The 11900-nt window shown below is 58.4% G+C and carries 10 protein-coding genes; 4 read left to right on the top strand and 6 right to left on the bottom strand.

All coding sequences use genetic code 11. From position 1 onward, the window contains the following. Positions 1-3 precede the first annotated feature (3 nt). The 3 genes from CKW17_RS04020 to CKW17_RS04010 form a co-directional block, all read right to left on the bottom strand. Complete coding sequence (locus CKW17_RS04020; protein WP_053120295.1) at positions 4-816, bottom strand: crotonase/enoyl-CoA hydratase family protein; 813 nt, start codon at positions 814-816, stop codon at positions 4-6. 206 nt (positions 817-1022) lie between these two features. Beyond that, the gene (locus CKW17_RS04015) at positions 1023-1946 is read right to left on the bottom strand and encodes a magnesium transporter CorA family protein (RefSeq protein ID WP_095118806.1); all 924 of its coding nucleotides are present in this window, start codon (positions 1944-1946) and stop codon (positions 1023-1025) included. 7 nt (positions 1947-1953) lie between these two features. Next, complete coding sequence (locus tag CKW17_RS04010; RefSeq protein ID WP_095118805.1) at positions 1954-3528, bottom strand: RimK family protein; 1575 nt, start codon at positions 3526-3528, stop codon at positions 1954-1956. 92 nt (positions 3529-3620) lie between these two features. Here CKW17_RS04010 and CKW17_RS04005 point away from each other — a divergent pair, with 92 nt between their 5' ends. After that, a complete protein-coding gene (locus tag CKW17_RS04005) occupies positions 3621-4721 on the top strand; it encodes a peptidase C39 family protein (RefSeq protein WP_095118804.1) in 1101 nt (366 codons plus the stop codon). Between the two features lie 114 nt (positions 4722-4835). On the opposite strand, the gene CKW17_RS04000 is transcribed toward CKW17_RS04005, so the two are convergent. Both CKW17_RS04000 and CKW17_RS03995 read right to left on the bottom strand, forming a co-directional pair. Then, positions 4836-5990, bottom strand: coding sequence for a PQQ-dependent sugar dehydrogenase (locus CKW17_RS04000; RefSeq protein WP_095118803.1), 1155 nt, complete (start codon positions 5988-5990; stop codon positions 4836-4838). 52 nt (positions 5991-6042) lie between these two features. After that, the gene (locus tag CKW17_RS03995; protein WP_095118802.1) at positions 6043-6363 is read right to left on the bottom strand and encodes a hypothetical protein; all 321 of its coding nucleotides are present in this window, start codon (positions 6361-6363) and stop codon (positions 6043-6045) included. Between the two features lie 190 nt (positions 6364-6553). On the opposite strand from CKW17_RS03995, the gene CKW17_RS03990 reads away from it, so the two are divergent. After that, positions 6554-7420: a Ku protein gene (locus CKW17_RS03990; protein ID WP_095118801.1), complete on the top strand. Its 867-nt coding sequence runs from the start codon at positions 6554-6556 to the stop codon at positions 7418-7420. A gap of 117 nt (positions 7421-7537) precedes the next feature. Here the strand turns inward: CKW17_RS03990 and lpxO are convergent, their stop codons facing one another. Continuing rightward, positions 7538-8437, bottom strand: coding sequence for a lipid A hydroxylase LpxO (gene lpxO / locus CKW17_RS03985; protein WP_095118800.1), 900 nt, complete (start codon positions 8435-8437; stop codon positions 7538-7540). Positions 8438-8817: 380 nt separating this feature from the next. On the opposite strand from lpxO, the gene CKW17_RS03980 reads away from it, so the two are divergent. Together CKW17_RS03980 and CKW17_RS03975 are read left to right on the top strand one after the other, a co-directional pair. After that, on the top strand, positions 8818-10404 hold the full coding sequence (locus CKW17_RS03980; protein ID WP_077572769.1) for an ABC-F family ATPase: 1587 nt from the start codon (positions 8818-8820) through the stop codon (positions 10402-10404). 276 nt (positions 10405-10680) lie between these two features. After that, positions 10681-11868, top strand: a complete 1188-nt coding sequence (locus CKW17_RS03975; RefSeq protein ID WP_095118799.1) for an MFS transporter — start codon at positions 10681-10683, stop codon at positions 11866-11868. Positions 11869-11900 lie beyond the last annotated feature (32 nt).

Below are 11900 nucleotides of genomic sequence, written 5' to 3'. Positions count from 1 at the left end.
TTCTCAGTCCAGAAATTCGGGTTTCTGTTTGCTCATATGGGCGGCCATGGCCACGCGCAAGTCGGTGGATTGCAACATGGCGGCGTTCCAGGTGGCAACGTATTCGAGGCCGTCGTCAATGCGATGGTCGCGCATGTAGCTGATCATTTCCTTGGTGCCGGTGACCGCAATCGGTGACTTCGAAGCGATCTCGCGAGCGATGTCCAGCACGCCCTCGAGCAGCGTGTCCTTGTCGCTGTAGACGCGATTGACCAGGCCAATGCTGCGCGCCTCGTCAGCGCCGAAAGTGCGACCGGTGTAAGCCAGCTCACGCAGCATGCCGTCACCGATGATCCGTGGCAACCGTTGCAAAGTGCCAACATCGGCGGCCATGCCGATATCGATTTCCTTGATCGAGAATTGCGCGTCTTCGGCGGCGTAGCGCATGTCGCAGGCCGCGATCAGATCGATCGCGCCGCCCAGGCAGTAACCCTGAATGGCCGCGAGTACCGGTTTGCGGCAGTTGTCGACGGCGTTGAACGAGGCTTGCAGGGTGAGGATCTTGCGGCGCAGCAGGCGCGCATTGCGGCCGACGTCCTTGCCCAGTTCATTGGCGACGCCGGCGAGCATCATCAGGTCGATGCCCGAGGAAAAGTGTTTACCGTTGCCGCTGAGCACCACCACGCGCACTTCGTCGGTGTCGTCGATCCACTGGAAGATCTCGACGATCTCGCTCCAGAACGCCGCGTTCATCGAGTTGATTTTTTCCGGGCGATTGATCTGCACATGGGCGATGTTGTCGGCCAGTTCGACGCTGAAGGCGGAGTATTGAGTCATGGCAGTGATCCTTTACCGGGCTGAAAATGAGGCCCGAACTATAACAAGGCATCACAGTGGCGGTTCGGCCAAATGCGGGACTGTCCTGAGTTTTACTTTGCCTGTGCCGGCCCCTTCGCGAGCAGGCTCGCTCCCACCCTGTTGAAATGCATTTTCCCCTGTGGGAGCGAGCCTGCTCGCGAAAACGTCCGATCAGGCACTACAAATCATCTGGCCAAACGCCGCAACCCAAACAACATCCCCCCCGCCCCCAACAACATCGCCGCCAAAAACAGCGGATAGGAAACCCACCACGGCGTCCCCGCCGTCATCATGCTGAACTCCGACATGCCACCAATACTGGCAATCAGGTTCAATGGCAGAAACACCACGTTGATCAACGTCAGTTTGCGCAGCAGGTTGTTCATGCTGTTGTTCATCAGATTGCCGCGCGCATCGATCAGTCCGGAAAACACCGTGGAGTAGATCTCCGCCTGCTTGTAGCACTGGTTGTTTTCGATGATCAGGTCGTCGATCAGACCGATCGCTTCGCTGCCGAAGTGCTGCTTCTCGGCATGATTGCGCAGGCGCGTCAGGACCGCGCCGTTGCTGTGCAGCGCGTTGATGTAATAGATCAGGCTTTCGCTGAGATTGAACATCTGCACCAGATGCTGGTTCTGCATCGAGTCGTTGAATTTCTGCTGCAGTTCGCGGGCGACCAGTTTGATCACCTTCAGGTGCCCGAGGTAGTGATGGATGTTGTTGAACAGCAAATCGAGCAACACATCCAGCGGCGTGTTCAACGGCTGGCGAGTGCCGAGGCCGTGCAGCGGCGTGTCATCGGTGGCGATGACCAGCAGTTGCCCCGGCGCGAACAGCAGTCCACAGGACGACACTTCAAATGCCAGACTGCCACCGCCGGAATAGTTTTCCGGGCGTTTCCAGATCAGGAACAGATGGTCGGGATGGAACTCGATGCGCGACACCTCGTCCGGGTCCAGCGCTGACGCCAGTGCATGCTCGTCGACTTTGAAATGACTGTGCAGCAAGTCGCGCTCGGCGGCATCGGGGTTGCTGAACAGCATCACCTCTGCGTCCAGTCGCTCGACACGCTGCAGGGCGCCGTGGCTCAGTGCGAAGCTGTTGATCATCGGCGCCTCACCACGCCTGGCCGCGACGCTTGAGTTCCAGGCGGCGCACGAACTCTTCCAGCACCAGTGAGTACAGATCGTCGTGCAAATAGGCGTCTTCAATGCCGGCGTCGAGGTTGGGGTTGTCGTTGACTTCGATCACCACCACCTTGTCGCCGGCCTGCTTCAGATCGACACCGTAGAGGCCGTCGCCGATCAGGTTGGCAGTTTTCACCGCCAGTTCCACCACCGCCCGCGGTGCCTCGTGGATTGCCATCGTTCGGCATTCGCCGTTGACGTCCTGACCTTTGGCCTTGTGGTTGTAGATTTGCCAGTGGCCCTTGGACATGAAGTATTGGCAGGCGAAGATCGGTTTGCGATTGAGCACGCCAACGCGCCAGTCGTATTCGGTGTAGAAAAACTCTTGAGCCAGCAGCAACACCGAGTGTTCGAACAGTTCGGCGGTCGCTTCGAGCAGCGCCTGCTGGCTTTCGACCTTGATCACCCCACGGGAAAAACAGCCGTCGGGAATCTTCAGCACCAGCGGAAAGCCAAGCCGCTCGCCGACCCGTTCGAAGTCTTCGGGTCGCTCCTTGTAAAGGATCTCGGTGGCGGGCATGCCCAGTTGATGGCTGTTGAGCAGATCGGTGAGGTAGACCTTGTTGGTGCAGCGCAGAATCGACGTTGGGTCATCCATGACCACCAGTCCTTCACTTTCGGCCTTCTTGGCGAAGCGATAAGTGTGATTGTCGACGCTGGTGGTCTCGCGGATCAGCAAGCCGTCGTACTCGGCGAGTCGTGCGTAATCCTTGCGTTCAATCAGTTCAACATCGATACCCATGGTTTTGCCGACCCGGACGAAATTCGCCAGTGCCTTGGCGTTGGATGGCGGCAAAGCTTCTTGTGGATCATGCAGAATCGCCAGGTCGTAGCGCGCTACTTGCGGCGAGCGCGGTACACGCCAGACTTTACGGCTGAAACCATCCAGCGCATTGGCGAACTGATCTTCCTGATCATCGCGCAACTTGTGCAAAGCGCCAGACTTTATCCCTTCGATGTGCCAACCGTTAGTTCGGCGAAACTCAACTAACAGGATCGGGCAGGGAAACACTTCAAACAATTGTCGGGCCAGATCCTGTAATGGTTCGATATGGGTCCGACCGAAATACAGGGTCAGGGTAAAACCTTCAGTGTCACTGTAGAGATGATGACTAAGGGCTTTCTCGAGGGTTTTATCGAGGTCATCCAGCGCCAGGCCATACAGTGATTTTTTCGTCAGTTCGCTGATGGTGCGCACCGAGGGAATCACTTTGTGCCCCCGTGCTTCGGCGAGCAGCGAGCAGTAGTAGCCGTGGCCCAGGTACTTGTAGCTGCGGCACAGATTGATCACCTGCACGCGTTTGCCCGGCTCGCTGTCGCAGCTGTGCTCGAGGTATTCCTGCGCCGTCAGGATGTCTTCGCTGGGGAAGTATGAAGCCCAGTCTTCCTTGCGCTCGACAATAATCAACACTTGACTGGAGGCTTTAATCGCTGAACTTAAAAGAGTTGCCGCCGGCAAACTTTGCTCGGATACTTCGCGCCAATGACCCTGTACCGCTGACATAGAGATTGATCCGTTGGAGAACAAGACCTTTTCTATTAAGCACGAAGTTTTTTGAAAGTCTCGTTTCGTTACGCAACTTTTACGGTGGTCATATGAAGGCTGTTTTTCGTTTGGCGGTAATTGAAGACTTGCCGGCGCTGCTGGCACTGGAAATGCAATGTTTCACCACGGACCGGCTCACCAGTCGCAGCTTTCAGTGGATGATCACTCGTGCTCACGGGCAGTTGCTGGTGGCCGAGTGCGACGGCCAACTGCTGGGTTACGCGCTGGTGTTGTTCCATCGCGGCACTTCACTCGCGCGACTGTATTCCATCGCACTCGCCGTCGAGGCGCGCGGCACCGGCCTGAGCAAACAGCTGCTGCAACGCATTGAAGCGATGGCGCTGGAGCACGACTGCGCATACCTGCGCCTGGAAGTGCGCATCGACAACCCTGCAGCCATTGCACTGTACGAACGTAGTGGCTACCGGCGTTTTGCGCTGATTCACGATTACTACGAAGACCACGCCGATGCGCTACGCCTGGAGAAACGCATTCTTCAGCACCGCGACTCGCGCAGCATCAAGGTGCCCTACTACCGGCAAACCACCGATTTCACCTGCGGCCCGGCGTGCCTGCTGATGGCCATGGGTGCTCTGCAATCGGAACGTTTACTGGAGCGTCGAGAAGAACTGCAGATCTGGCGGGAAGCGACCACGGTGTTCATGACCTCCGGCCATGGCGGGTGCAGCCCTCAGGGATTGGCATTGGCGGCGTGGCGTCGGGGTTACAGGGTGGGTTTGCAACTGAGCCTGGCCGGACCGTTGTTCCTCGACGGGGTGCGTGATGCGCATAAAAAAGACGTCATGCGCCTGGTACACGACGAGTTCACGGCGCAATTGCAGGAGACCGATGTCGAGTGTGTGATCGGTGCGTTGCTGGATCTGCCGCGACTGCTGGATGCCGGTGGACAGCCACTGGTGTTGATCAGCAGCTATCGACTGACGCGATCCAAGTCGCCGCACTGGGTGATCGTGACCGACTGCGACGAAGATTTCGTTTACCTGCACGACCCGGATGTCGATCACAGCCAGCATCGACAGCCCATGGATTGCCAGCATGTGCCGGTCAGCCATGGCGAATTCGAGAAAATGTGCCGGTTTGGCCGGGGTAAATTGCGTGCGGCGGTGGTGCTGTATTCCCGCGAAACGTAAGCGTCCACATGTAGGAGCTGCCGAGGGCTGCGATCTTTTGATCTTGATTCTCAGAAACAGGATCAAAAGATCGCAGCCTCGTTGCACTCGACAGCTCCTACAGGGGGATACGCGTCAAGGTGTGGGCTTCAGGCCGATTTTGTACAGTGAACCTTTCTCTTCATCCGTCAGCACGTACAAGTAACCATCCGGCCCTTGCCGCACATCACGAATCCGCTGCTTGAGTTCGCCCAACAAGCGCTCTTCATGCACGACCTTGTCGCCATCGAACTGCAAACGAATCAGTTCCTGAGTCACCAGGGCACCGACAAACGCATTGTGTTGCCACGGTTTAAAGCGATCGGCATCGTAAAACGCCATGCCGGTGACGCCCGGTGACTTCTCCCAAACATGGTGCGGTGCAACGGTGCCTTCGGCGGTTTTACCCTGGGCTTCCGGGATCGGCTGCATCGAATAATTGATGCCGTGGGTCGCCAGCGGCCAGCCGTAGTTCTTGCCGCGTTCAATGATGTTCACCTCATCACCACCGCGCGGGCCGTGTTCGTTCTCCCACAGCGTGCCGGTCCATGGATTGAGTGCCGCGCCTTGCGGGTTGCGCAAGCCATAGGCCCAGATCTCGGGGCGTACGCCGGACTGGCCGACAAAGGGGTTGTCATCCGGGACCTTGCCGTCCGGGTAGATGCGCACGACCTTGCCTTGCAGCTTGTCGAGATCCTGTGCGGTCGGCCGGTCGTTGTTTTCACCCAGGGTAATGAACAGATAGCCGTCACGATCAAACACCAGCCGCGAGCCGAAATGGTTGCCGACCGAAAGCTTCGGTTCCTGGCGGAAGATCACTTTGAAATCCTTCAGTGTCTTCAAGTCATCCGAGAGCCGCCCTCGCCCCACAGCGGTCCCGGCCTTGTCGCCGGCACCGCCGCCTTCGGCATAGGACAGATAGACCAGACGATCCTGTTTGAAGTCCGGCGACAGCACGACATCCAGCAACCCGCCCTGCCCCTTGGCCCAGACCTGCGGTACACCGGAGATCGGCGCCGACAGCTTGCCGTCGGCCGCGACCACGCGCAGATTGCCCGGACGTTCGGTCACCAGCATGCCTTGGCGATCCGGCAGAAACGCCAGCGCCCACGGATGTTCAAGGCCTGCGGTAATGGTCGTGACTTCGAGGGTGCCCTGTTCGCTTTGCAGCTCTTTGGGCGCCGCGGCAAATGCCGAAGCGCTGATCAGCGCGCCGGCACACAGTGTGGCTAGAAGGGTTTTACGCAACATGCACGATTCCTTTTGTTCGTTTCAAGGGTCGACAGAAGCTCAGTCCTGCCGCTCAACGGTTGCTGTCTCCGCTGCGCGAAGGTGGATTGGGAATGAACGTCGGTGGTGTGCTCGGCACCGAGCGGATCGGCTGGCCGTTGCCAATGCCCCGGTTCTCGACCGTAGGCTGACGTGGCGTCGGCACAGTGTTCGGCCCCCGAGCGGGTGGAGCACTGGGCTGGGTGCCCTGCATGCTGTTGGGGTTCGCCCGGCGAATCGGACTGTTGTAGGGGTTATTGCTGTTGCCGGTCGGGCTTTGCGCCAACAGGACGTCGGCATGAACCAGCCCGCCACTGAGGGCCAGGACGATGATGCCAAGCAGAATTCGGTTCATGACGCTGCCTCTCGATGGGGCCGGGGATAGAGCCTTCGAGTCCACGCTACGCCGAGGGTTCGGATTTGTTAACCCACAAGCCTTAAACAACATGTAACACGACTTGACCGAGTCCCCGAAACCCCGTGCATTCCGGGGAAACTTTCAGTCACAGCCGCAGGTCATCCGATCATCACTCGGAGAACTCACCATGGCTCGGGCAATCTGGAAAGGCGCGATCAGTTTCGGACTGGTTCACATCCCTGTCGCACTGGTCTCGGCGACGTCGTCGCAGGGCGTCGATTTCGATTGGCTCGACAGCCGCAGCATGGACCCGGTGGGTTATAAACGGGTGAACAAGGTCACCGGCAAGGAAGTCACCAAGGAGCACATCGTCAAAGGCGTGGCCTATGAAAAGGGCCGCTATGTGGTGCTCAGCGAAGAGGAAATCCGCTCGGCGCACCCGGTTTCAACGCAGACCATCGACATCTTTTCCTTTGTCGACGCCGAACAGATTCCCCTGCAGAACATCGACACCCCTTACTACCTGGCGCCAGACAAGCGCGGCGGCAAGGTTTACGCATTGCTGCGCGAAACCCTGAGCAAGACCAACAAAGTTGCCCTCGCCCGCGTTGTGCTGCATACACGCCAGTACCTTGCTGCGTTGATGCCGCTGGAGTCTGCGCTGGTGCTGGTGAAACTGCGTTGGCCGCAGGAGGTACGTGGCCTCGACGAGCTGGAACTGGGCAGCGAAGTGACCAAACCGCAGTTGGCCAAGGGTGAGCTGGACATGGCCAAACGGCTGGTGCAGGACATGAGCGCGGATTGGAAGCCCGAAGACTACAAGGATGAATTTGAAGACAAGATCATGGCCCTGGTCGAGAAAAAGGCCCATGAAGGCAAGATCGAGGATGTTGAGTCGGTGGGTGGCGAGGAAGAGCGCAAGACGGCCGATGTTATCGATTTGACCGAGTTGCTGAAGCGCAGTCTGGGCGGGAAAGCGGCGACGAAGCCTAAAGCGAAAGCAGAGAAAACGGCGAAATCTGCGCCGGCAAAGAAGACCAAGAAGGCTTCCTGATAGTGATTGGTTGCCCTTGAGACCGTCATCGCGAGCAGGCTCACTCCTACAGGGGAACGCATTTCAAATGTAGGAGTGAGCCTGCTCGCGATGGCGTCAGCAGCGTCTGCCTGGAACTCAGATCAGAATGAAGATCGCCAGCAAACCGCCAAAAATCGCCCACTTTTCCATGTAGTAGCGCTTACGATTACGCTTTTTCAGCTCTTTACCACGCAGGCGGATCTTGTAGATCCGGGTAAACAACCGGTTGATGCCACCGGTGCGGTCGCCAGCATCATTCGGCGCACCTGCCGCCGACATCACGGTACGGCTGAACCAGCTGTTGAACGCCGCCGCCCAGCGGTACTTCATCGGTCGTTCAATGTCGCAGAACAGGATGATGCGGTTCTTGTCGGTGGTGTTTTCGGCGTAATGAATAAAGGTTTCGTCGAACATCACCGCTTCGCCGTCCCGCCAGTGGTAGCTCTCACCATCGACGTTGATATAGCAGCCAGCGTCATTCGGTGTGTCCAGGCCCAGGTGATAGCGATAGGAACCGGCATACGGGTCGCGGTGACGCACCAGTTTCGAACCCGGTGGCAGCTCGGCAAACATCGCGGCCTTGATCGAACCGATGCTCTGCACCAGCTCGGTAGTGCGCGGGCACAGCTTCATCGCCGACGGATGGCTCTCGCCGTACCACTTCAGATAGAAACGCTTCCAGCCGCTTTTGAAGAACGAGTTGAAACCGACATCGTCGTACTGGTTAGAGCGCTTGATCTCACCGGCACGCAGCAGGTTCTGGCCTTCTTCGCGGATTTCTTCCCAGTGCGCCTGCAACGGGCTCAAGTCTGGAAACTCGCTCGGGTCCAGGTACGGTTTGTTCGGCTTTTTCGAGAACAGATAAAGGAAGCAGTTGATCGGCGCGAGAAACGTCGAATGGTCACTCAGTTGTCGACCGAGCTTGTGGCGCACACGCCCACGCAAATGAACGTATGCAATGGAAATGACATAAATAGCAGCAATGATGAGTTTCACGGAAATCGTCACACGTCAGAAAGTGAACAAACTGCGCACCCGGCGGCCTGAGGCCCAGCGTCTTATGCAGTGGTCTGAATACACATGGCACGTCCTTGGCCTGCGCCGTTACCGGACGCTCGGTGAAAGGTGGCATTTTAGCCACAGTTTGTAACCGATAGTGAACCTTCATCTGTGAAAAACTGTCCCGCGATCATGCCAATCGGCGATCGTGGCGTGATCGCCCTATCGTTTAAAGAGCCAGACCAGTACAATCGCCGCCAAACTTTACGCGCCCCCCTTGGTTGATGACGGGACTCTCCCGCTTCAGCGCACTTTGACTCGGGCCAAGCGCTGCAGCCGCACCCTCGCTTTTTAAGAATGCTTCGCAGGAAAAACTCTTGATTTCTACAGCTAACATCACGATGCAGTTCGGCGCCAAGCCGCTCTTCGAAAACGTTTCGGTCAAATTCGGCGCGGGCAACCGCTACGGCCTGATCGGCGCCAACGGTTGCGGCAAGTCGACCTTCATGAAAATCCTCGGCGGCGACCTCGATCCGTCCGGCGGTCAGGTCATGCTCGAGCCGAACGTGCGTCTGGGTAAATTGCGCCAGGACCAGTTCGCCTACGAAGAATTCACCGTGATCGACACCGTGATCATGGGTCACGAAGAGCTGTGGAAGGTCAAGGCCGAGCGCGACCGCATCTACTCGCTGCCGGAAATGAGCGAAGAAGACGGCATGGCCGTGGCCGAGCTGGAAACCGAATTCGCCGAAATGGATGGCTACACCGCCGAATCCCGTGCCGGTGAACTGTTGCTGGGCCTGGGTATCGGCATCGAGCAGCACTTCGGCCCGATGAGCGAAGTTTCGCCGGGCTGGAAACTGCGCGTGTTGCTGGCGCAGGCGCTGTTCTCCGATCCGGAAGTGCTGTTGCTCGACGAACCGACCAACCACCTGGACATCAACACCATTCGCTGGCTGGAAAACGTGCTGACCCAGCGTAACAGCCTGATGATCATCATCTCTCACGACCGTCACTTCCTGAACAGCGTGTGCACGCACATGGCTGACCTGGATTACGGCGAGCTGCGTCTGTTCCCAGGCAACTACGACGAGTACATGACCGTGGCGACCCAGTCCCGCGAGCAACTGCTGTCGGACAACGCCAAGAAGAAAGCACAGATTTCCGAGCTGCAATCGTTCGTCAGCCGCTTCTCGGCCAACGCCTCGAAAGCCAAACAGGCTACTTCCCGTGCCAAGGCGATCGACAAGATCCAGCTGGCCGAGGTCAAGCCTTCGAGCCGCGTGAGCCCGTTCATTCGCTTCGATCAGAACAAGAAGCTGCACCGTCAGGCGGTCATCGTCGAGAAAATGGCCAAAGGCTTCGACGGCAAACCCCTGTTCAAAGACTTCAGCTTCCAGGTTGAAGCCGGCGAGCGCGTGGCGATCATCGGCCCGAACGGTATCGGCAAAACCACCCTGCTGCGTACCCTGGTCAACGAGCTGACCCCGGACGCCGGCGCCATCAAGTGGACCGACGCCGCGGAACTGGGCTACTACGCTCAGGACCACGCGCACGACTTCGAAGACGACGTTACCCTGTTCGACTGGATGGGTCAGTGGACTCAGGGCGAGCAGATGATTCGCGGCACTTTGGGCCGCATGCTGTTCTCCAACGACGAGATTCTAAAGTCGGTCAAAGTGATTTCCGGTGGTGAGCAAGGTCGCATGCTGTTCGGCAAGCTGATCCTGCAAAAGCCGAACGTGCTGATCATGGACGAACCAACCAACCACTTGGACATGGAATCGATCGAGGCGCTGAACCTGGCGCTGGAAAACTACCCGGGCACGCTGATCTTCGTCAGCCACGACCGTGAGTTCGTATCGTCCCTGGCCACGCGCATCATCGAGCTGAGCCCGGATGGCGTGACCGACTTCAGCGGCACTTACGATGACTACCTGCGTAGTCAGGGTGTGGTGTTCTAAAAGCAGCTTCAAGTGTTGAGCTGCTAGCTTCAAGCTAAAGCCCTGTCCATGTGACAGGGCTTTTTGCATTCAGGACGCTGATCGTTCCCACGCTCTGCGTGGTAACGCCGCCACGGACGCTCCGCGTCCCGCTCGTGTGACGCGGAGCGTCACGGGATTCATTCCCACGCAGAGCGTGGGAACGATCAGTCTGGAAAGATAGTTAGCCTGCTTTCTTTTATCTGACACCCAAGCCATGATGCGAACTCTCCCACCGCCGCCCGCGAACGAGTCCTCATGTCTGCGCAGCAACTGCCACCGCAAAGCTCCATGGCGATCACCCTGCAGATCGTTTCCATCGTGTTCTACACCTTTATTGCGTTTCTCTGCATCGGCCTGCCGATCGCGGTGTTGCCCGGTTATGTGCATGAGCAACTGGGTTTCAGCGCGGTGATTGCCGGGCTGGTGATTGGCTCGCAATATCTGGCCACCCTGCTCAGCCGGCCAATGGCCGGGCGCATGTCGGATACGATCGGGACTAAACGGGCGATCATTTATGGCTTGTGGGGGATTGTCCTCAGCGGTTTGCTGACGCTGGTTTCCACGCTCCTGCAAGACTTCCCGCTGGCCAGCCTGATCATTCTTATTATCGGGCGGTTGCTGCTCGGTATCGCGCAGGGTTTGATCGGCGTCGGGACTATCAGTTGGTGCATGGGCCAGGTCGGCGTCGAACACACCGCAAAATCCATCGGCTGGAACGGCATCGCTTCCTATGGCGCGATTGCCATTGGTGCGCCATTGGGTGTGGTGATGGTCGCCGATTACGGTTTTACCAGCCTCGGCATCGCCCTGGCCGTGCTGGCGGCCGGCGCACTGCTGTTGATCCGCAATAAACCGTCGGTGCCGGTGATCCGTGGCGAGCGCCTGCCGTTCTGGGCGGTATTCGGGCGCATCGCCCCGTATGGCGCCAGCCTGACCCTGGCTTCAATAGGCTACGGCACGCTAACGACGTTCATCACCCTCTATTACCTCAACCGTGGCTGGACCGGAGCGGCGTATTGCCTGACGGTGTTTGGCGTGTGCTTCATCCTGTCGCGGCTGCTGTTTATCTCGGCGATAAGTCGCTTTGGTGGCTTCAAGTCGGCGATCGCCTGCATGACCATCGAAACCGTGGGCCTGGTGATGTTGTGGCTGGCGCCCTCCACCGCATTCGCTTTGATCGGCGCAGGACTGGCGGGGTTTGGCTTGTCGCTGGTGTATCCGGCGCTGGGTGTCGAGGCGATCAAGCAGGTGCCGAGTTCCAGTCGCGGCTCAGGTCTCGGCGCCTACGCGGTGTTCTTCGATCTGGCGCTGGCGATTGCCGGGCCGTTGATGGGCGCGGTGGCGCTAAATCTGGGGTATTCGTGGATATTCTTCAGTGCGGCGCTGTTGTCGGTGATCGGGCTGGGGTTGACTTTGCTGCTCCAGCGTCGGGCAACGACCTGAAGTCCGACGCGGCCCCCTGTAGGAGTGAGCCT

This window comes from Pseudomonas sp. Irchel s3f10 (assembly GCF_900187515.1).
Taxonomy (GTDB): domain Bacteria; phylum Pseudomonadota; class Gammaproteobacteria; order Pseudomonadales; family Pseudomonadaceae; genus Aquipseudomonas; species Aquipseudomonas tensinigenes.
This window is presented reverse-complemented; position numbering and strand designations above follow the sequence as displayed.

What these genes read in the sequence shown, in the direction of transcription:
- CKW17_RS04020 (WP_053120295.1), bottom strand. Translation starts at nt 816, where the DNA reads ATGACTCAATACTCCGCCTTCAGCGTCGAACTGGCCGACAACATCGCC.
- CKW17_RS04015 (WP_095118806.1), bottom strand. Translation starts at nt 1,946, where the DNA reads ATGATCAACAGCTTCGCACTGAGCCACGGCGCCCTGCAGCGTGTCGAG.
- CKW17_RS04010 (WP_095118805.1), bottom strand. Translation starts at nt 3,528, where the DNA reads ATGTCAGCGGTACAGGGTCATTGGCGCGAAGTATCCGAGCAAAGTTTG.
- CKW17_RS04005 (WP_095118804.1), top strand. Translation starts at nt 3,621, where the DNA reads ATGAAGGCTGTTTTTCGTTTGGCGGTAATTGAAGACTTGCCGGCGCTG.
- CKW17_RS04000 (WP_095118803.1), bottom strand. Translation starts at nt 5,990, where the DNA reads ATGTTGCGTAAAACCCTTCTAGCCACACTGTGTGCCGGCGCGCTGATC.
- CKW17_RS03995 (WP_095118802.1), bottom strand. Translation starts at nt 6,363, where the DNA reads ATGAACCGAATTCTGCTTGGCATCATCGTCCTGGCCCTCAGTGGCGGG.
- CKW17_RS03990 (WP_095118801.1), top strand. Translation starts at nt 6,554, where the DNA reads ATGGCTCGGGCAATCTGGAAAGGCGCGATCAGTTTCGGACTGGTTCAC.
- CKW17_RS03975 (WP_095118799.1), top strand. Translation starts at nt 10,681, where the DNA reads ATGTCTGCGCAGCAACTGCCACCGCAAAGCTCCATGGCGATCACCCTG.